The 20,308-nt window shown below is 72.4% G+C and carries 13 protein-coding genes; 7 read left to right on the top strand and 6 right to left on the bottom strand.

Going from position 1 to position 20,308, the window contains the following annotated elements; all coding sequences use genetic code 11:
• Positions 1-26: 26 nt before the first annotated feature.
• Complete coding sequence (locus ACTJI1_RS16840) at positions 27-1,505, bottom strand: DEAD/DEAH box helicase (protein ID WP_440743539.1); 1,479 nt, start codon at positions 1,503-1,505, stop codon at positions 27-29.
• A gap of 124 nt (positions 1,506-1,629) precedes the next feature.
• On the opposite strand from ACTJI1_RS16840, the gene ACTJI1_RS16845 reads away from it, so the two are divergent.
• The gene (locus ACTJI1_RS16845) at positions 1,630-2,346 is read left to right on the top strand and encodes a ferritin-like fold-containing protein (protein ID WP_310128508.1); all 717 of its coding nucleotides are present in this window, start codon (positions 1,630-1,632) and stop codon (positions 2,344-2,346) included.
• 162 nt (positions 2,347-2,508) lie between these two features.
• On the opposite strand, the gene ACTJI1_RS16850 is transcribed toward ACTJI1_RS16845, so the two are convergent.
• Together ACTJI1_RS16850 and ACTJI1_RS16855 are read right to left on the bottom strand one after the other, a co-directional pair.
• Entirely contained in the window at positions 2,509-2,811 is a 303-nt protein-coding gene (locus ACTJI1_RS16850) for a hypothetical protein (RefSeq protein ID WP_310128510.1), read from the bottom strand.
• Between the two features lie 10 nt (positions 2,812-2,821).
• Positions 2,822-3,046, bottom strand: a complete 225-nt coding sequence (locus ACTJI1_RS16855) for a DUF3107 domain-containing protein (protein WP_440743540.1) — start codon at positions 3,044-3,046, stop codon at positions 2,822-2,824.
• Positions 3,047-3,154: 108 nt separating this feature from the next.
• On the opposite strand from ACTJI1_RS16855, the gene ACTJI1_RS16860 reads away from it, so the two are divergent.
• Together ACTJI1_RS16860 and ACTJI1_RS16865 are read left to right on the top strand one after the other, a co-directional pair.
• On the top strand, positions 3,155-6,331 hold the full coding sequence (locus tag ACTJI1_RS16860; RefSeq protein WP_440743541.1) for an ATP-dependent helicase: 3,177 nt from the start codon (positions 3,155-3,157) through the stop codon (positions 6,329-6,331).
• Positions 6,328-9,756 (top strand): UvrD-helicase domain-containing protein, encoded by a 3,429-nt coding sequence (locus ACTJI1_RS16865; RefSeq protein ID WP_440743542.1) that lies wholly within the window; start codon positions 6,328-6,330, stop codon positions 9,754-9,756. The genes ACTJI1_RS16860 and ACTJI1_RS16865 overlap by 4 nt, the downstream gene beginning before the upstream one ends.
• Here ACTJI1_RS16865 and ACTJI1_RS16870 read toward each other — a convergent pair.
• Entirely contained in the window at positions 9,687-10,760 is a 1,074-nt protein-coding gene (locus tag ACTJI1_RS16870; protein ID WP_440743543.1) for a phosphotransferase, read from the bottom strand. The genes ACTJI1_RS16865 and ACTJI1_RS16870 overlap by 70 nt on opposite strands.
• Before the next feature lie 60 nt (positions 10,761-10,820).
• Between ACTJI1_RS16870 and nudC the strand changes: the two genes are divergently transcribed.
• On the top strand, positions 10,821-11,840 hold the full coding sequence (gene nudC, locus ACTJI1_RS16875) for an NAD(+) diphosphatase (RefSeq protein ID WP_440743544.1): 1,020 nt from the start codon (positions 10,821-10,823) through the stop codon (positions 11,838-11,840).
• Positions 11,837-13,663: an ATP-dependent helicase gene (locus ACTJI1_RS16880; protein ID WP_440743545.1), complete on the top strand. Its 1,827-nt coding sequence runs from the start codon at positions 11,837-11,839 to the stop codon at positions 13,661-13,663. The genes nudC and ACTJI1_RS16880 overlap by 4 nt, the downstream gene beginning before the upstream one ends.
• Here the strand turns inward: ACTJI1_RS16880 and ACTJI1_RS16885 are convergent.
• Positions 13,608-14,411, bottom strand: coding sequence for a hypothetical protein (locus tag ACTJI1_RS16885; protein ID WP_440743546.1), 804 nt, complete (start codon positions 14,409-14,411; stop codon positions 13,608-13,610). The two genes, ACTJI1_RS16880 and ACTJI1_RS16885, sit on opposite strands and share 56 nt — an antisense overlap.
• A gap of 133 nt (positions 14,412-14,544) precedes the next feature.
• Positions 14,545-15,906 (bottom strand): zinc-dependent metalloprotease, encoded by a 1,362-nt coding sequence (locus tag ACTJI1_RS16890; RefSeq protein WP_310128526.1) that lies wholly within the window; start codon positions 15,904-15,906, stop codon positions 14,545-14,547.
• A gap of 173 nt (positions 15,907-16,079) precedes the next feature.
• Between ACTJI1_RS16890 and ACTJI1_RS16895 the strand changes: the two genes are divergently transcribed.
• Positions 16,080-17,243, top strand: coding sequence for a YlbL family protein (locus ACTJI1_RS16895; RefSeq protein ID WP_440743547.1), 1,164 nt, complete (start codon positions 16,080-16,082; stop codon positions 17,241-17,243).
• Between the two features lie 82 nt (positions 17,244-17,325).
• A complete protein-coding gene (locus tag ACTJI1_RS16900) occupies positions 17,326-20,250 on the top strand; it encodes a UPF0182 family membrane protein (protein ID WP_440743548.1) in 2,925 nt (974 codons plus the stop codon).
• Positions 20,251-20,308: the final 58 nt, after the last annotated feature.

Consider the following 20,308-nt stretch of genomic DNA (forward strand, 5'->3'; position numbering starts at 1 on the left):
GCACTTCGGCGGGAGAGCGGATCCGGTCAGCTGGCGGGCGTCGCGGGGGAGCCGCCACGCGAACGGCGGCGACGCCGGCGCGGCGCGCTGTTGCCGTCGCGGTGCTGCGATCCGCCGCCGTCGTGCGTGCCGGCCGCGGCCTTCTGCTCGCCGCCCTCGGACGACGGAGCGCCCTCGGTCGACGCGGCCGGAGCGCCGCCCTGGGACTCGCCCGCTCCGCGGGTGCGGCGGCGACGGCGGCTGCCGGAGCGCTCGGAGGCCTCCGGCCCGGTCGAGTCGGTGCGCCCGCCGCGCGGGGTCTCCGGAGCCTTGACCGCCGGCGTCGACTTCAGCCGGCCCTTGGCGCCCGCCGGGATGTCGAGGTCGCTGAACAGGTGCGGTGACGACGAGTAGGTCTCGGTCGGCTCGGGCTGGCCGAACTCCAGCGCCCGGTTGATGAGGGCCCACTTGTGCAGGTCCTCCCAGTCGACGAAGGTCACCGCGATGCCGGTCTTGCCGGCGCGGCCGGTGCGGCCCGCGCGGTGCAGGTAGGTCTTCTCGTCGTCCGGGATGGTGTGGTTGATGACGTGCGTGACGTCATCCACGTCGATGCCGCGGGCCGCGACGTCCGTGGCGATGAGGATGTCCTTCTTGCCGGCCTTGAACGCGGCCATCGCGCGCTCGCGCTGCTCCTGGTTCAGGTCGCCGTGCACGGCCGCCGCGTTGAAGCCGCGGTCGTTCAGCTCCTCGACCAGCTTGGCGGCGGCGCGCTTGGTGCGCGTGAAGATGACGGTCTTCCCACGGCCCTCGGCCTGCAGGATGCGCGCGATCACCTCGTCCTTGTCGAGCGAGTGCGCCCGGTAGATGAGGTGCTTGATGTTGGCCTGGATCTGGCCCTCGTCCGGGTCGGTCGCGCGGATGTGCACCGGGCGCGTCATGAACCGGCGCGCCAGGGCGACGATCGGGCCCGGCATCGTGGCCGAGAACAGCATGGTGTGGCGGGTCGGCGAGGTCTGCGCGAACAGCTTCTCGATGTCGGCCAGGAAGCCGAGGTCGAGCATCTTGTCGGCCTCGTCGAGCACCATCTCCTGCACGTTCGCCAGGCTCAGCAGGCGCTGGCCGGCGAGGTCGAGGAGACGGCCCGGGGTGCCGACGACGATCTGCGCGCCGCCCTTGAGCTGCGCGATCTGGCCCTCGTAGGCCTTGCCGCCGTAGATGGCGGCGATGGAGGTCGGGCGGCCGGCGGCGGCGGTCTCGAGGTCTTCGTAGACCTGGATGGCCAGCTCGCGGGTCGGCACGACGACCAGGGCCTTCACGCCGGGCGCCGGGTCAAGGCCGAGCCGCTGGATCAGCGGGAGGCCGAAGCCGAGCGTCTTGCCGGTGCCGGTCTTGGCCTGGCCGATGATGTCCTGCCCGGTGAGGGCGAGGGGGATGGTCTGCGCCTGGATGGGGAACGGCTCGATGATGCCCTTGGCCGCGAGCGCGTCCACCATGTCCTGGTCGATGTTGAGTTCGGAGAAAGTCACTGGTGCGATGCCTGTCGATTCGATGGGAGGGTCCACGCCCTGTTCTCTGTCGCAGGCGTGAGGCCGTCGATCCTGCGCCGACGGCGTGACCAGCCTACTGGACCGTCCCGATACACTGCTGAGCGTGTCGACTTGGTTCACCCGTCGCCGGCCCTCCGGCGAGCTCCCGCGCCTGACCCCTCGGTCGCGCCCGGTCGCGACGGTGCGGGTCGACCTGCACGAGGTCATGCCGGACCTGCTGCCGTATCTCGGTCAGGCCGCGTACCTCCAGCTGGAGCAGTTCGAGACGCTGTCGCGTGTCGCGGCCGAAGCCGACGACCTCCGCGCGAAGGGGCTGGTCTCGGCGGCCGCGGGCCACGCACTGTCGAAGCACCAGGGGATCGTGGCGGAGATCCGCCGCCGCGGCGACGACCCGGCGGCGGCGATGGAGCCGTTCGCCGTGGAGATCGAAGGCTTCAGCGCGCTCATCGTCGGGGCGGACTGGCGCGAGACGCTGCTGTCGGCGCTCGTGACCGGCGGCCTCCTCGACGACTTCTTCATCCGGCTCGCAGCCGGTCTGCCGGGCGACGTGGGCCCGCGCATCGCGCACCTGCTGGGCTCGGAGTCCGGGCAGGAGGGCGTGCTGGAGGTGCTCCGCACCGAGATCGGCGCGGACCCGCTGCTGGCCTCGCGCCTGGCGATGTGGGGGAGGCGGCTCGTGGGCGACACGCTGCTCGTGGCGCGTTCGGCCCTGCACCTCTCGGGCAACCGGGCGACCGACGAGGAGCGGATCGAGCCGATCTTCACCGAGCTGATCGCCGCCCACACGCGCCGGATGGACGCCCTCGGCCTGACCGCCTGACGGACCCGCCCCGAAACATTCGTCACGAATGCGCCCTCGCTGGGCACGAAAGGCGACATTCGGCACGAATGTTCCCGGGTGCCGCAGCCGCACATTCGTCACGAATGCGCGCTCAGCGGGCACGAGAGGCGACATTCGGCACGAATGTGCGCGCGGGGCGCGTCAGCGGGCGACGGCGCCCTTCGCGAGCGCGTGCAGCATGCGGTCGTCGCTCTCGGTGCGCAGGCGGCCGATCAGGAGGTCGGCGACCGCCACGATAAGGGCGGTGCCGAGCAGCGTGATCCACCAGATCCAGCCGCCGTCCCACTTCAGCCCCGCCCAGGTGAGGGCGACCCAGAGGACGGACGCCGACGCGACGCCGATCGCGGGCATCAGCACGGAGCCGTGCGTGTGCCGGTTCGGCAGGAGGTAGCGGCCGGCGAGCCCGATGATGGCGCCGCCGAGGACGACGAAGAGCAGTTCCACGAGAGGGAGGCTAGCCGACGAAGCCGATCCGGCGCGATTCCTCGGTGCCGAGCTCGACGTAGGCGATGCCCGCGGTCGGCACGACGTAGAGGCGGCCCTTGTCGTCGGTGAGCTTGAGCACACCGCCGCCGTTCGTCAGCGCCGTCTCCACCTGCTGGGTGAGCTGCTCGGCCGGCTGCGACGTCTCGAAGCTGAGCTCGCGGGGGGCGTTGACGATTCCGATACGGATCTCCACGTTTGGTGCCTTTCGAGTCTGACCGGCGGGTGTGAGTTCAGACTACGGCACACGGCTCGCGGCCCCCGCTCGCGTTCTCTGTCGGCGGACGCCGATAGCGTGAAAGCCATGACGACGCAGGGCTTCCGGATGCGCGCAGCACGGGCTGACGGCGCGAGCGTCCCGACGCTCGACGCCGCGCAGGCCGAGGTGCTGACGCTGCCCGACGAGGCCTCCGCCGCGATCGTCGGCGCCCCCGGAACCGGCAAGACGACGACGCTCGTCGAGGCGCTCGCCGAGCGGGTGCTCGGCCGGGGGTACGGCACAGAAGAGGTGCTCGCGCTGAGCGCATCCCGCACCGCCGCGACGGCGCTCCGCGACCGGATCGCGCTGCGCCTCGCCGTCCCGACGCAGGGTCCGCTGGCACGCACGGCGACGTCCCTCGCGTTCCAGCTCGTCGGTGAGCGGGCCCGTCGCCTCGGCGCCGAGCCGCCACGGCTGCTGACCGGCGGCGAGCAGGACCAGATTATCGCCGAACTGCTCAGCGGCCACATCGAGGACCGCATCGGCCCGCACTGGCCGGAACCGCTGGTGGAGGAGGTGCGAACGCTCCGCGGGTTCCGCACCGAGCTGCGCGAGCTCATGGCGCGCTGCGCCGAGCGCGGCGTCACCCCGTCCCGCCTGTCCGAGCTGGGCGCCATCACGGGCCGCGACGAATGGCGGGCGGCCGCCCGGTTCATCGCCGAGTACCAGCTCGTCGTCGACAGCTACCGCGGCGGTTTCGTCGACTCGGCGGAGCTGATCGCCTCCGCCGTGACGGTCGTGCGCGAGGGCAGCTCGCTCGACCGCCTGCGCGTGGTGTTCGTCGACGACCTGCAGGAGGCGACGGTCGCCACGGTCGCGCTGCTCCGCGCCTTCGCCGACCGCGGCGTCGCCGTGGTGGCGTTCGGCGACCCGGACGTGGCATCCACCACCTTCCGCGGCGCCGAGACGACGGCTCTGGGGCAGCTGGAGTCGCGGCTCGGCGTCCCGGTGACCCGGTTCGTGCTCACCACCGCCCACCGGCAGACCCCCGCACTGCGCGAGCTCACCGCGCGCGTCACCGAGCGGATCGGCACGGCGGCGGCCGGCGTCCAGCGCATGGCGTCGGCCGGCCGCCCCGAGCCCGAGGCCGAGCCGAAGACGGAGCGGGATGTGCAGACCCCATCTGCCGAGGTCCCCCGCCCGGAGATCGTCCGCCTGGTCGCCGCCTCGGCGCCGGCGGAGGCGTCCCGCCTCGCCCGGAAGCTGCGCGAGCGGCACCTGCTCGACGGCGTGCCGTGGAGCGAGATGGCCGTCATCGTCCGCTCCGGAGCGCACGTCCCCGCGCTGTCGCGCGCGCTCGCCGTCGCCGAGGTGCCGACCACGACGAGCATCGCCGGGCGTCCGTTGCGCGACGACGTCGCCGCCCGCCAGCTGGTCACGGTCGCGGGCGTGCAGCTGGGGGCGATCGAGCTCACGCCGATCGTCGCGACCGAGCTGCTGCTCGGACCGTTCGGCGGCCTCGACAGCGTGAGCCTGCGGCGGCTGCGGCTGGCGCTCCGCCAGGAGGAGCTGGCCGGCGAGGGCAACCGGCCGGGAGACGAGCTGCTGGTGGAGGCGCTGGAGCACCCCGCCCACCTGGCCACGATCGACGCCGCCCCCGCCCGCCGTGCCGGACGGCTCGCCGAGACTCTGCGTTCCGGGCGCGAGAAGGCCGCGCAGGGCGCCTCCGTGGAGGAGCTGCTCTGGCACGTCTGGGAGCGCAGCGGCCTCGCGGCGCGCTGGCTGGAGCAGTCCGGGCGCAGCGGAATCGTCGCCGACGAGGCCAACCGCCACCTCGACGGCGTCGTCGCCCTGTTCACCGCCGCGCGGCGCTTCGTGGAGCGGTACCCCGAACGTCCGGCGTCCGACTTCGTCGTCGAGCTGCTCGGCGCCGAGGTCCCGGAGGACACCCTGGCCGCCCGCACCTCCGGCGAGGCCGTGCTGGTCTGCACCCCGAGCGCGGCCATCGGCCGCGAGTTCGAGGTCGTGGCGGTCGCGGGCCTGCAGGAGAGCGTCTGGCCCAACCTGCGCCTGCGCGGATCGCTGCTGCACCCGCAGGAGCTGGCGGATGCGTTGGAGGGCCGGCCGACCGCGACCGAGGACGAGCGCGCGGAGGTGCTCGGCGACGAGCTGCGGATGTTCGCGCTCGCCGTGTCGCGCTCCCGCGGGCAGGTGCTGCTCACCGCGACGGCGAACGACGACGAGCAGCCGTCGCCGTTCCTCCGGCTGGCCGGTGAGCTGGCCGTGGACGACCTGGACGACCAGCTGCATCCGCTCTCGCTGCGCGGCATGGTCGGCCGTCTGCGCCGCCGCCTGGTGGCGACGGGCGCGCCCGATGCCGCAGAGGCGCTCGCCCGGCTCGCGGATGCCGAGGTCGAGGGCGCCGATCCGGCCTCCTGGTACGGGCTCATCGAACCCTCGACCACGGAGCCGCTGGTCGACCTCGCCGACCCCGAGGCCGTCGTCCGCGTGTCGCCGTCCCGGCTCGAGACCTTCGAGAAGTCGCCGCTCGCCTGGTTCGTGGACACCATGGCCGCCTCGCCGAGCGGGCTCGCGGCGGGCATCGGCACCGTGGTGCACGCGGTGATGGAGGAGGCGAGCACCAGCGATGACCGCGACCTCAGCGTCGAACGGCTCTGGCGCGGCATCGAGCGGCGCTGGGGAGAGCTGGAGTTCGAGTCGCCCTGGCTCGAGGAGCGCGAGCGGCGGCGCACGCGCACGCTGACCGCGGGCGTCTCCGAGTACCTGCGCGACTTCGAGCGCGCCGGGGGCGTGCTGCTGGGCTCCGAGGGCGCCTTCGAGCTGCGCGTGGGACGCGCTCTGGTGCGCGGGACGATCGACCGCGTGGAGCGCACCCCGGACGGCACCGTGGTGATCGTCGACCTCAAGACCGGCAACCGCACGCCGTCGGCGGCGGAGGCGGCCGAGCACGCGCAGCTCGGCGCGTACCAGCTGGCGATGGAGCACGGCGCCGTCGAGCAGGCGGGCGGTCTGCCGTCCGGTGGAGCGAAGCTCCTGTTCGTCGCCAAGGGCGTGCGGGGCAAGGGCTACCGCGAGGTCGCGCAGGACCGGGTGGACGAGGAACGGCTGGACCGGCTCCGCGACCGCGTGGCGGGGGCGGCCGAGGGGATGGCGGGGTCGACCTTCGCCGGAGTGGTCGACCTCGGCGAACGCGATCCGCACGGGAAGTACGAGTACCGCATCCACCTGGTGCCTGCGGTCAGCGCGGGAGGAGCAGCATGACGGACGAAGCCACCCGCATCGACGAAGACGGCCTGCTGGAATGGGCGGCCGAGGAGGCGGGCCGCGACCTCGTCGAGCAGGCGTTCTCGCTGGCGGAGGCCCAGGAGGCCCAGGAGACCCAGGAGGCCGAGGCGGCCGACCGCGCCCAGAGGGATGCGGACGTCGCGTCTGACGGCCGCGCCCGGCCGCGCACCGCACTTGGCGCCGCCGCGATCGCCGAGGCGCTCGGGCTCCCCATCCCGACCCGGCAGCAGCAGGCGGTCATCGAGGCGCCGCTGCGGCCCGCGATCGTGGTCGCGGGAGCAGGCAGCGGCAAGACCGAGACCATGGCGAACCGCGTCGTCTGGCTGCTCGCCAACGGCCATGTCCGCGTGCCCGAGATCCTCGGGCTGACCTTCACCCGCAAGGCGGCGGGCGAGCTGGCCGGCCGCATCCGGACGCGCATCGAGCAGCTCGTCGCCTCGGGCGTGACCGACGTCGAGTTCGACCCGTTCGACGCCCCCGAGGTCGCGACCTACAACGCCTTCGCGAACGCGATCTTCCGTGAGAACGCGCTCCTGATCGGGCGCGAGCCCGAATCCGCCGTGCTCAGCGAGGCGTCCGCCTGGCAGCTCGCCCGCCGCCTGGTCGTGACCAGCACGGATGACCGGCTGGTGGAGCTCGACCGCGGCGTGGAGGCGGTGACGAGCGCCGTCGTCGGCCTCAGCCGCGCACTGAGCGAGAACGTCGCCGACGCGGGCGAGGTGGAGCGGATGGTGGAGCAGTTCGCGCGCACCGCCGAGCTCCCGACGGGCAACGGCCGGGTCAAGGACCTGTACGCGTCGGTGCGCTCGGCGGTCGACGCGGTCGGCGCGCTGCCGCCGCTGCTCGATCTCGCCCGCGCGTTCGCCGACGAGAAGCGGCGGCGCGGATTCGTCGAGTACTCCGACCAGGTGGCGCTCGCGCTCGACGTCTGCGAGCGGCTGCCCGCCGTCGTCGCCGACTACCGGCGGCGTTACCGGGTGGTGCTCCTCGACGAATACCAGGACACCTCGGTCGTGCAGACGCGCCTCCTCTCGCGGCTCTTCGCCGGGCAGCCGGTGATGGCGGTCGGTGACCCGCACCAGTCGATCTACGGGTGGCGCGGGGCGAGCGCCGCCAATCTGGGCCGGTTCTCGGCCGACTTCACCGGTCAGCGGCCCGGCACGCCGGAGGCCGCGGACGAGTACGCGCTGAGCACCAGCTGGCGCAATCCCACCCGGGTGCTCGACGCCGCCAACGTGCTGGTCGCCCCGCTGACCGCGGCCTCGCCCGTGCACGTCGAGCAGCTGCAGCCGCGTCCCGGTGCCGTCCCCGGCGAGCTGACCGCCGTCTTCGAGCAGACAGTGGCCGACGAGGCGGACACGGTCGCGCGCTGGCTGGCCGCCCGCCTGCGCGACCGGGACGCCGACGGCTCGCCGCCGAGCGCTGCGATGCTCTGCCGGTCGCTCAAGAAGATCGACGTGTTCACCAGCGCCCTGGCGCGCCACGGCGTCCCGTATCACGTGCTCGGGCTCGGCGGGCTGCTCGAGCAGCCGGTCATCGCCGACCTGGTGAGCGCGCTCCGCGTCATGCACGACCCGACGGCCGGCTCCGAGCTGATCCGGCTGCTCACGGGCGCCAAGTGGCGCATCGGCCCGAAGGACATCGCGGTGCTGCGGGATGTCGCCTCCTGGCTCGCCGAGCGCGACCACCGCCACCAGCGTCTCGACCCGGAGCTGCGCGAGCGCCTCCGCCGGTCGGTCGCGGGGGAGGAGGGCGCCTCCCTCGTCGACGCGCTCGACTTCGTGCTCGACGCACCGGACGGCCACTCCCTGCTCGCCGGCTTCAGCCCGGCCGGGCTCGAGCGGATGCGCGACGCGGGCCGTCGGCTCGACCACCTCCGCTCGCGCGTCGGCCTCGACCTTCTCGACCTGGTCACCCTGGTGCAGCAGGAGCTGCTGCTCGACATCGAGGTCGCCGCCAACGAGACGGCCCAGCTGGGCCAGGCCAGCCTCGACGCCTTCGCCGAGCAGGTCGCGTCGTACCTCGCCGCCGACGACCAGGCGACGCTCGGCTCCTTCCTCTCGTGGCTCGCGGAGGCGGAACAGCGCGACAACCTCGCGCCGCGCAGCGAGGAGCCGGAGCCGGGCACGGTCCAGATCCTCACCATCCACGGTGCCAAGGGCCTCGAGTGGGACGTCGTGGCGGTCCCGCGACTGGTCGACGGCGAGCTGCCCGGCCCGCCGCAGAGCCGCAAGGGCTGGCTCGCGTTCGGGCAGCTCCCGAACGAGTTCCGCGGCGACTCCGCCGAACTCCCGGTGATCGCGTGGCGCACGGCCGAGACCCAGAAGGACGTCCACGAGTCCATCGCCGCGTTCGAGGAGGAGAACGTCGCCCGGCACCTCGACGAGCAGCGCCGCCTGATCTATGTCGCGGTGACCCGCGCGCGGCAGAGGCTGCTGCTGAGCGGCTCCTACTGGTCGACGCAGACGAAGCCGCGCGGCCCGGGCGCGTACCTGCTCGAGCTCCAGGAGGCGGGACTGCTGCCGGAGGACGCCTTCCCCGACTGCGACGAGCCGGACGAGAACCCGCTCGCCCTCGCCTCCTCGACCGTCACCTGGCCGCTCGAGCCGCTCGGCGGCCGCCGCACCCGCGTGGAGCAGGCGGCCGAGGCGGTGCGCCGCGCGCGCGAGCAGGGCACCGGCGACGGCGGCGTCTACGCCCGCGACCTCGACCTGCTGCTCGCCGAGCGCGCGCGCCGCGCAGAGGACGCCGCGCTCGTGGAGCTGCCCGCCCGCATCCCCGCCTCGCGGTTCAAGGACTACGTCACCGACCCGGCCTCTGTCGCCGCCGCTCTGCGGCGTCCCATGCCCGAACGGCCCTATCGCCAGACCCGGCTCGGAACGCTGTTCCACGGCTGGGTCGAGGAGCGCTTCGGCACCCTGGCGGGGGCTGCGGACGAATTGGATGCGTACAGCGCCGAACTCGACGACCCGGCGGGCGACATCCTCGAGGCCGAGCGGTTCGCCGAGCTGAAGGCGACCTTCGAGCGCAGCGAGTGGTCGGGCCGGCGTCCGGAGGAGGTCGAGCTCGAGATCCACATCACGCTCGCCGGCCAGGTGGTGGTGTGCAAGCTCGATGCGGTCTACCGGGCCGGCGACGGCATCCACGACTACCAGATCGTGGACTGGAAGACCGGGAAGGCGCCGCGCGACGCGGAGGACCTCGAGCGCAAGCAGCTGCAGCTCGCGCTCTACCGGCTGGCGTTCGCCCGCTACGCCGGGGTGGACCCGGAGCGGATCGACGCCGTCTTCTACTTCGTCGCCGACGACCGCGTGGTGCGGCCGGAGCGGCTCTACGCGGAGGAGGAGCTGACGTCGCTCTGGTCGTCGGCGACGGGCTTCATCCCGCCGGAGCGGCGGTAGCCCTCGGGCCGGTCGCCCGGTGTCCGGTCGAGCATCGCCTCCACGTCGCCGACGGCCATGATCGGGCCGGTCGCGCTCGACAGCGGGTTCATCGAGTTGGTGTGCACCCGCTCGACCAGGCCGTCGAGCATCTCGACCGCGTCGTCCACGATGGACTGGTCGCGCACCTCACGGCCGTGCAGCAGCCAGCGCGCCACCTCCAGCTCCGCGTACAGCATGGCGCGCTGCGTGAACTGGCGGTCGGTGGCGACCTGCCGCGTGGAGGCGTAGGCGCCCAGGGCGCCGTCCGTCGCGTCCGGGTTCATGGCGAGCAGCCAGTGCAGGTCGCGGGCCGGGTCGCCGACCCGGAGCGCGGACCAGCCGATCACCGCGCTCACCACGTCGTCCTGCACGAGGAAGGAGTCGGCGGTGAGCGATCCGTTGATGACGGTCGGCTGGAACTGCCAGATGGAGTGGTCGGCCGCGGCGTCGCGCCAGCGGTCGCGCAGGGCGGTCGGCAGCAGCCCGGTGGATGCGGCCGACTCGATGACCGCGTTGGCGGCGGTCAGGCACTCGGCGGCGGACATCACGGGGAGTCCGGCCTCGCCGACGAAGGCGGTCGGGAGCGCGTGGATGGCGGCGATGGCGTGGCCGATCGAACCGGCGAGCCCGTCGCCCGGGGGCACATCCCCGACGGCGATGTGGTGGCCGGGCAGGAAGTCGTAGACGACCGCGCGGGTGCCGCCGATCGGCGCCTGACCCAGGTACCGCGGCACGTCGAACGGCAGGCGGCTGCGGATGCCCGTGGTGAGCGCGCGCAGCGCGACCAGGTCGGCGCTCTGCTCCGTCTCGGCCACCTGCGAGGTGGGGACGCGCACGATGACGGTGGAGCCGTCCCTCGTCGAAAGCAGCGCGGAGTCGAAGTCGCCGGACCCTCCGGCGCTGTGGGTGCGAGCGCCGGAGACGTCGAGGTCGGGGACGGCCGAGGTGGCCAGCGCGGCTAGAGTGAGATGGGATCTGGCCATGCACCCAGGCTAATCGGGCCTCCCTGCGACGGCCGTCCGCCACGCCCCGAAAGGACCTCGATGTCGTCCGCCCCGACCTCCGCTCTGCCGCTCGCGGCGCTCCCGCTGTCCCGCCACGCGACCGACCGCGATCACTCCGCCCGCTCGCGTCCCGCTCTGTTCGACGAGCTGTGGCAGGAATCGGGCACGCGGGTGCTCGCGCTGTGGAAGGGGCGCGCCCTGCTCACCGCGGAGAGCGTGGCCGCCGCGACTCCCGCCGCCGACGGCTGGTCCGCCCCGGATGCCGGTCCGGCCGCCCTGGAGCTGCTTCCCGTCGATCGGGTGACCTCCGCCCTGATCCGCGTCTACCTCGGGCGCACCACCGTGGCGAGCGCGACGGAGCCGTCCGGCACCGCTGTGGTGCTGGAGGTGCTGACGGACGCCGCCGCGCAGGAGCTGGAGCCGGACGAGGCGCGCTGGGGCAACCTGCGGACGGTGGCGACGGCGCTCAGCGACCGCGATGCGGGCCTGTTCACCGAGGCGCTGGCGATGGCGAACTGGCACGCGTCCCACACGCACTGCCCGCGCTGCGGCACGCCCACGGTCGTCGAGCAGGCGGGCTGGGTGCGCCGCTGTCTCGAGGACGGCTCCGAGGTCTTCCCGCGCACCGACCCCGCCGTGATCGTCACCGTGCTCGACGACGACGACCGGCTGCTCCTCGGCTCCAACGCCATGTGGGAGAACTCGCGCTACTCGCTGCTCGCCGGATTCGTCGAACCCGGGGAGTCGTTCGAGGCCGCGGTCGAGCGCGAGATGTTCGAGGAGGCGGGCATCCGCGTCGTGGATGCCCAGTACAAGGGGTCGCAGCCGTGGCCGTTCCCGGCGTCCGTGATGGTCGGCATGACCGCGCGGCTCGCCCACGACCAGGCCGCCGGGGCACTCGACCCGGACGGTGAGGAGATCCTCGACGTGCGGTGGTTCAGCCGCGACGAGCTGTGGGCGGCGCGCGAGCAGATCATCCTGCCGGGGCGTTCGTCGATCGCGCGTGCCCTCATCGAGGACTGGTACGGCGGCCCGCTCGACGAGCCGCCCGCGCCGTGACCGCGTCGCCCGCCGGGCCGGAGGCGCTGCTGGCCGGTCTCGACGCGCAGCAGCGGGTGGCGGCCGAGGCGCTGTTCGGGCCGGTGTGCATCCTCGCCGGTGCAGGCACCGGCAAGACCCGCGCGATCACGCACCGCATCGCGTACGGGGTCGCGTCGGGCGCCTACGCGCCCAACCGCGTGATGGCGCTGACGTTCACCGCCCGCGCCGCGGCGGAGCTGCGGGGGAGGCTCCGGCAGCTCGGCGCCGGCGGCGTGTCGGCGCGGACGTTCCACTCGGCCGCGCTCGCCCAGCTCAACTACTTCTGGCCGCAGGTCGTCGGGGGTCAGCTGCCCTCCGTGCTCGACGGGAAGGGCCGCATCCTCGGCCATGCCGCCGAGACGCTCAAACTCAAGGTCGACACGGCGACGCTGCGGGATGTGGCGGCCGAGATCGAGTGGCGCAAGGTCTCCGGCCTCGGAATCGACCAGTACACCGCGGCCGGCCGGCCCACTCCGGGGTCGCTGTCGGCGGAGCAGGTGGCCGCCCTGCTGCAGCGCTACGAGGACCTCAAAGACGAGCGCAAGCAGATCGACTTCGAGGATGTGCTGCTCGCCTGCGCCGGCATGATCGAGAGCGAGCCCGCGGTGGCGATGCAGGTGCGGGAGCAGTATCGCTTCTTCGTCGTGGACGAGTACCAGGACGTCTCCCCGCTGCAGCACCAGCTGCTGCAGCTCTGGCTGGGCACCCGGAAGGACCTCTGCGTGGTCGGCGACGCCAGCCAGACCATCTACTCGTTCGCGGGAGCCCGCAGCGAGTACCTGCTCGGCTTCGAGCGCGAGCATCCCGGGTCGACCGTGGTGCGGCTGGAGCAGAACTACCGTTCGACGCCCGCCGTGATCGAGACTGCCAACCGGCTGATGCGCGGCCGCTCCGGAGCCCTCACGCTGCGACCAGCGGAGGTGGCGTCGCACGGTGGCGGGGACTCGCCCGAGGTCGCCGTGCCGGAGCCCGCGGCCTTCGAGGACGACCGGGCGGAGGCGCGTGCCGTGGCCGAGCAGATCGCGGCGGAGCTCGCGGCCGGCGCGCGTCCGGAGCACATCGCGGTCCTGTACCGCGTGAACGTCCAGGCCGCCGCGCTGGAGCAGGCGCTCGGCGACCGGGGGATCAGCTACCAGATCCGCGGGTCGAAGCGGTTCTTCGACCTGCCCGAGGTGCGCCAGGCGCTCATGTCGCTCCGCGCCGCGAGCCTGGTGGCGTCGGACGAGCCGCTGTTCCGCACGGTCAGCGACGTGCTGCGCTCGCTGGGCTGGTCTGTGCAGCCGCCGGAGGGGCGCGGAGCTGTCCGGGAGCGCTGGGAATCGCTGAACGCCATCATGGGTCTGGTCGACGAGCAGCCGCCGGGGCAGACGCTGCGCGGCTTCACCGACGAGCTGCTCGCACGCCAGGCCGGCCAGCACGAGCCGACCATGTCGGCGGTCACCCTGGCGACCCTGCACGCGGCGAAGGGCCTGGAGTGGCCGTCCGTCTACCTGATCGGCCTCAGCGAGGGGCTCGTGCCCATCAGCTACGCCGGGACGTTCGAGCAGATCGACGAGGAGCGCCGCCTGCTGTACGTCGGCATCACCCGGGCACGGCAGCGCCTGCGCCTGAGCTGGTCGGCACGGGGCAACCAGCCCGGGCGTCCCTCTCTGCGGCAGCCGTCGCGCTTCCTGGCGGAGCTGCGACCGCCCGCCGCGCGCGCGAACGGCGCTGCGGCCGCAGGCGCGCCGGCCGCCTCGGCCGGCGTCACGGGGGCAGCCCGAGGCAGCCGCACGCGGGGTGCGGCGACCACGTCCGGCTGACCCAGTCCGCGGAACCCGGCGCCAGCCGCGCCGCCTCCCCGCACGCGGGACCGCCGTCGCGCAGGAGTGCGAGCAGCACCGCGGCCGCGCGTGCGGCGGTCGCCGCCGCGACGATCGGTGTCTCACCCGGCGCCGGACGGGTGTGCAGCTGCGCCGCCATCGCCGGCCAGGCGGGGTCGGCCTCCGTGCGGTGCAGGTCGAGGCAGCGCAGGCACGGGCCGTCGCCGGGGCGCACCATCGGCCCGACCATCACTCCGCGATCGCTGAACACCAGAGGCAGGTGCGGCACGTCCCGCCGGAGCCAGCGGGCATGCCGCTGGGGCTCGATCGCGTACGAGGCGACGATCACCGCGACGTCTGCGCGTTCGACGGCCGGGTCCGACCACGCCAGCCCGCTGCGCACCTCCACACCGGCGTCGGTCAGCATCCGCTGGAGCTGCACGGCCGTCGGTCCGGCCCCGTCGAGCACGACCAACGGGTCGCGAGCCGTCGGCGGCGCCGCAGAGGTCGGCGCCAGCACCGGCGCGAGCCGCCGCACCAGGTCCTCCGCCGCGCCTTCCGCAGCTCGCGCCCGGGACGCGATCACCCGGAGCCCCTCCTCGGTGACCCCGGCGGCCAGCCCGGCCAGCATGCGCTCCTCGGCATGACTCACCCGGTCGAGGACGAGCACGGGTTCGTCGACGCCGAACTGGAGGCTGTCGGGGGTGCGCCAGACGCGGGGGATGCGGGAGTCGAGAACGAGGACCATGTCCGAAATGCTGCCCGACCGACCGGGCCGATCCGGGGTTGTCCACAGGCCGGATTTCTTCGGCCTATCTCTCCACAGGACCGGTGCCGACGTCAGCGGCGACCGCTCCGGAAAGAGGTCACCGAAGCGGACATCAGCCCTCGGTCGGACGGTCCCGGTCGTCGCGCAGCAGGTCCTCGATCGCCTGGTCGAGCGCGTCCTGCTCCGGCTCCTGGCCGGTCGCGGCCGCGGTCAGCCGCGCGACGAGCGCCGACGGGTCGTCGAGGTCCGAGGACTGGGGGAGCAGGTCGGGGTGCGACCACAGGTCGTCGCGCGCGTCCATCCCGACCGCGTCCGTGACCGCCTGCCACATCGCGGCCGCGTCGCGCAGCCGCCGGGGTCGCAGCTCGAGTCCCACCAGGGTGGCGAAGGCGGACTCCGCCGGGCCCCCCGACGCGCGGCGGCGCCGCACGGTCTCGGCGATCGCGTCGGCGCGCGGCAGCAGCCGCGTGGCGTTCGCGGTCACGACGTCCACCCATCCCTCGACCAGCGCGAGCACCGTCTCGAGGCGCGCGAGCGCCTCCTGCTGCTCCTCGGTGCGCGGCGGGATGAGCCGCCCGCTGACCATGGCCTCACGCAGCTCTTCCGGGTTGGACGGGTCGAAGTTCTCGGCCAGCGACTCCAGAGCGTCCGTGTCGATCGTGATGCCCTTAGCGAACGCGGTGATCTGCGTGATCAGCTGGAGGCGCAGCCACTTGGCGTGGCGGAACAGCCGCGCGTGCGCCAGCTCGCGCACCGCGAGGTACAGCTGGATCTGGTCGGCGGGGATGTCGAGACCCTCGCCGAACGCCTCGATGTTCTGCGGGATGAGCGCCGCCTGCCCGTCCGGCAGCAGCGGGATGCCGATGTCGCCGCCCGAGACGACCTCCTTGGAGAGCTGCCCGACCACCTGGCCGAGCTGCATCGCGAAGAGGGCGCCGCCGATCGAGCGCATCACCTGGCCGGCGTTCTGCAGCATCGCCTGCATCTCCTCCGGCGCCTGCTCCGAGAGCACCCGGGTCAGAGCGTCCGAGATGCTCAGCGCGACCGGCTCGGCGAGCTGGCTCCAGAGCGGCATCGTCTGCCGCGCCCACTCGGCGCGACCGATGAGCTCGGGGGTGGCGCTGAGCGACGCGACGCCGGTCGCCTGGTCGAGCCACAGCGACGCCACGTGGAAGGCCTGGTCGAGGGATGCGCGCTCGGCCGGCGTCACGGAGTGCGCGCCGTCCGCGGCGAGCTGTCGAGCCTGCTGGTCGGCGATGTCCCAGTTGATGCCGCCGCCGGGGTTCATCAGGGCGTTCTGCAGCTGGCCGAGGAGCGCCTGGATGCTGGCCGGATCGTTGGGGAGGCCCGCGGCGCCGGCCAGCCGGCTCGGGTCGATCGAGGCCCCGTTCCCGGACAGGAACTGGCTCAGCATGTCGCGGAACTCGTCGTCCTCGCGGTCCGGATCCCGGTCGTCGTTCCGATCGTCGGCCATGGTCAGCGTCCTCTTCTCGAAGTGAGCCGGCCGTCGGCGATTCGGCGCCGTCGGCGCGACTTCAGGCTCGTGATCTACGCTAGCCGCTGGCGCCGGAGTGGCGGATGGGAATTGCCCTATGCTCGCCTTCGGGCCGTGCGCCCGTGGCGAACACTGACCGAGAGGACGGGCCCGTGACCCTGTTCAGCGACGACCGCCCGGAACGGGACGGCTCCGCGCCGGACGGCTCCGCCGGCGACGAGCCGGTCCGGGTCGCGCCGCCGCGCCGTGTCATCGCCGGGTGGGTGGCCATCGGCGTCGCCGTGGTGCTCGCCCTCGTGCTCGCGCTCGTCCCCGCCCCGTTCGTGATCGAGCAGCCGGGACCGGTCTTCAACACCCTCGGCACCGACCAGCAGGTCGGCGCCGAGCCCAGTGGCGACGCCAAGGAGCTCATCACCATCCCCGGCCAGAAGACCTATCCGACCTCCGGGTCGCTCGATCTGCTCACGGTCTCGGTCGTCGGCAACCCGGAGCAGCGGCCCAGCTGGCTCGAGATCGCGGGGGCGTGGTTCCAGCCCAGCAAGGCCGTCCTGCCGCTGGAGACCGTCTTCCCGCCCGGCACCACCACCGAGCAGTCGAACGCCGAGAACGCCGCGCTGATGGTCGACTCCCAGCAGGATGCGATCGCCGCCGCGCTGAACCAGCTCGGCTACACCTTCCCCGAGAACGTCGCCGTCAAGCAGCTGATCACCGGAACCCCGGCGTCGAAGGAGCTGAAGGTCGGGGACGAGATCACCGCCGTCAACGGAACGACGATCACGAGCATCCAGGGGCTGCGCGACGCGGTGAAGGCGAACGGCACGGGCAAGGCGGCCGAGCTCGCCATCGTGCGCGACGGCGTGGCGTCGACCGTCGCGATCACCCCGATCGAGTCGCAGGGCCAGGTCGTGCTCGGCATCGGCGCCGGGATGGACTACACCTTCCCGTTCGACGTCAAGATCCAGCTGAACAACGTGGGCGGACCGAGCGCCGGCCAGATGTTCGCGCTCGGGATCATGGACAAGCTCACCCCGGAGTCCCTCAACGGCGGCAAGCGCGTCGCCGGCACGGGCACCATCGACAACGCCGGCGAGATCGGCCCGATCGGCGGCATCCGGCAGAAGATGTACGCCGCGCGCGACACCGGCAAGGCGTCCTACTTCCTGGCGCCGGCCTCGAACTGCGACGAGGTCACCGGCCACATCCCGTCCGGGCTGCACGTGTTCGCCGTGAAGACGCTCGCCGATTCGCTGAAGGTCCTCCAGGCCGTCCGCGATGGAGGAAGCACGGCGGGGCTTCCCACCTGCCCCGCAGGCTGATCACCGCTCGACCGCAGCGTTCTCCAAGCGTTCGCTGCCTAGGATGGTTCTCACCCCCGCCACGAGACCAAGAAGGCCATACGTGAGTTCAACTGCTGCAGTCCGTCCCGCAGGCCGCCGGCGCGCGGCGATCTGGATCACTCTCGGGGTGATCGTCGCGGTGGTCATCCTGTTCTTCGTCTTCGCGGGGCTCTACGCCGACATCCTCTGGTACGACCAGCTCGGCTACCTGAAGGTGCTGACCACGCAGTGGTTCGCCGGCATCAGCATGTTCTTCATCGGCTTCCTCGGGATGGCCGTGCCGCTGTGGCTGTCCATCCAGCTCGCGTACCGGCTCCGTCCGGTCTACGCCAAGCTGAACTCCCAGCTCGACCGCTACCAGCAGGTCATCGAGCCGCTGCGCCGCCTCGCCATGTACGGCATCCCGATCGTGTTCGGCATCTTCGCCGGCGTCTCGACGGCGAGCCGCTGGCAGACCGCCGCGCTGTGGCTGAACGGCACGTCGTACGGCAAGACCGACCCGCTGTTCCACCTCGACATCGGCTTCTACCTCTTCGCGCTGCCGTTCTACCGCAGCGCGGTCGGCTTCGCCTCGGCCGTCGTCCTGATCTCGCTGCTGGCCACCCTCGCCACCTGCTACCTCTACGGATCGATCCGGGTGAGCGGCCGCGAGGTGCGCATCTCGCGGGCGGCGCGCGTACAGATCTCGGTCATCGCCGCGCTGTACCTCCTGCTGCAGGGCGTCAGCATCTGGCTCGACCGCTACGCGACCGTCACCGACTCGAACGTCAACGACATGATCAACGGCGCCGCGTACACCGACGTCAACGCGACCATCCCCGGCCGGGCGATCCTCGCGGGCGCCGCCGTGTTCGTGGCCATCCTGTTCGTCCTGACCGCCTTCATCGGCCGCTGGCGCTTCCCGATCGTCGGCACGGCGCTCCTCATCGTCGCCGCGCTCGTCGTCGGGGCCATCGTCCCCTGGGTCGTGCAGCGCTTCCAGGTCGACCCCAGCCAGAAGACGCTGGAGTCGCCCTACGTGCAGAAGGGCATCGACTACACGCGCGAGGCCTACGGGCTCAGCGACATCGAGACGATCCCGTACAACGCCAAGACCACGGCCGAGCAGGGCGCCCTGCGGCAGGATGCGCAGACCACCGCGCAGATCCGCATCCTCGACCCCGCGGTCGTCAGCCCCTCGTTCCGGCAGCTGCAACAGTTCCGCCAGTACTACGCCTTCCCCGAGAAGCTCAACGTCGACCGCTACGAGGTCAACGGCACGCAGCAGGACGCGGTCGTCGCCGTCCGCGAGTTGCAGCAGTCCGGCCTCGGCGGCACGCGCAACTGGTTCAACGACACCATCGTCTACACCCACGGCTACGGCCTGGTCGCCGCGTACGGAAACCAGCGCTCGCCCGACGGGCAGCCGGTCTTCATGGAGTCCGGCATCCCCACCACCGGGACGCTCGGCGAGTACCAGCCGCGCATCTACTTCGGCGAGCAGTCGCCGACCTACTCGATCGTCGGTGGCCCGAAGGACGGCAAGCAGGTCGAGCTCGACTACCCGGGCGGCGCCGACGGCGCCCAGCAGACGTACACGACGTTCAGCGGCAACGGCGGTCCGAAGCTCGACAACATCTTCAAGCGCCTCGTCTACGCGCTGAAGTTCCAGGACGAGCAGATCGTGCTGTCCGACGCCGTCAACAGCAACTCGCAGATCCTCTACGACCGCGACCCGATCAAGCGCGTGCAGAAGGTCGCGCCCTACCTGACCCTCGACTCGCAGGCGTACCCCGCGGTCGTGGACGGGCGGGTCAAGTGGATCATCGACGGATACACGACGAGCGACCAGTTCCCGTACTCTCACGTGGGCAGCCTCAGCGACGCGACGGCGGACAAGGACACCCCGAAGCCCGCCTACGCCTTCGACGACATCAACTACATCCGGAACTCGGTGAAGGCGACGGTCGACGCCTACGACGGCTCGGTGACCCTGTACGCGTGGGATACCACCGACCCGGTGCTGAAGACGTGGGAGAAGGTCTTCCCCGCGACGGTGAAGCCGGTGAGCGACATGAGCGCCGAGCTGATGAGCCACGTGCGCTACCCGTCCGACCTGTTCAAGGTGCAGCGCTCGGTGCTCGGCCAGTACCACGTCGACGACGCCGGCTCGTTCTACTCGCGCGAGGACGCCTGGACCACGCCGAACGACCCGACCTCGCCGTCGAGCAACCCGGCACTCCAGCCGCCGTACTACCTCACGATGAAGATGCCCGGACAGGAGTCGCCCGCGTTCTCGCTGTACTCGACGTTCATCCCGGCCGGTACGAGCGAGTCGAGCAGGTCGGTCCTGAAGGGCTATCTGGCGGTGGATGCGGACGCCGGCGACACCAAGGGGACGGTCGCGTCCGGCTACGGCAAGCTCAGGCTGCTGCAGCTGCCGTCGAGCGACACCATCCCCGGTCCCGGCCAGATGCAGAACCAGTTCGACTCGGATCCGACCGTGTCGCAGCAGCTCAACCTGCTCCGTCAGGGTAAATCGGAGGTCATCAACGGCAACCTGCTGACGCTGCCGGTGGGCGGTGGCCTGCTGTACGTGCAGCCGGTCTACGTCCGCTCGTCGGGGGAGACCAGCTACCCGCTGCTTCAGAAGGTGCTGGTGGCCTTCGGCGACAAGATTGAGTTCGAGGACACCCTGGACCAGGCGCTCGACGCCCTGTTCGGCGGCGACTCCGGCGCGTCCGCCGGCGACAACAACGTGCCGACCGAAGGTTCCGGGACCACGCAGCCCGGCACGGGCCAGTCCACCGGCGGATCGACGGGCAGCGGCTCCACCGCGGGGAACACCGCCCTGCAGGAGGCGCTGCAGCGCGCGAACCAGGCGCTCAGCGACAGCCAGGCCGCGCTGAAGTCGGGCGACTGGCAGGCCTACGGCGAGGCGCAGAAGCGCCTGCAGCAGGCGATCTCGGACGCCGTGGCGGCCGAGGGGCAGCCCGCCGCGAAGTAACGCGACCACCCGGAACGGCTCGCACGGACATCCCGTGCGGGCCGTTCCGCTATGTTCG

It is taken from the genome of Leifsonia sp. 22587, assembly GCF_052044215.1.
GTDB classification, from domain to species: domain Bacteria; phylum Actinomycetota; class Actinomycetes; order Actinomycetales; family Microbacteriaceae; genus Leifsonia; species Leifsonia shinshuensis_C.

Bases quoted from the DNA above. Each gene is read 5' to 3' on its own strand.
- ACTJI1_RS16860 (WP_440743541.1), top strand. From the start codon at position 3,155: ATGACGACGCAGGGCTTCCGGATGCGCGCAGCACGGGCTGACGGCGCG.
- ACTJI1_RS16865 (WP_440743542.1), top strand. From the start codon at position 6,328: ATGACGGACGAAGCCACCCGCATCGACGAAGACGGCCTGCTGGAATGG.
- ACTJI1_RS16870 (WP_440743543.1), bottom strand. From the start codon at position 10,760: ATGGCCAGATCCCATCTCACTCTAGCCGCGCTGGCCACCTCGGCCGTC.
- nudC (WP_440743544.1), top strand. From the start codon at position 10,821: ATGTCGTCCGCCCCGACCTCCGCTCTGCCGCTCGCGGCGCTCCCGCTG.
- ACTJI1_RS16885 (WP_440743546.1), bottom strand. From the start codon at position 14,411: ATGGTCCTCGTTCTCGACTCCCGCATCCCCCGCGTCTGGCGCACCCCC.
- ACTJI1_RS16890 (WP_310128526.1), bottom strand. From the start codon at position 15,906: ATGGCCGACGATCGGAACGACGACCGGGATCCGGACCGCGAGGACGAC.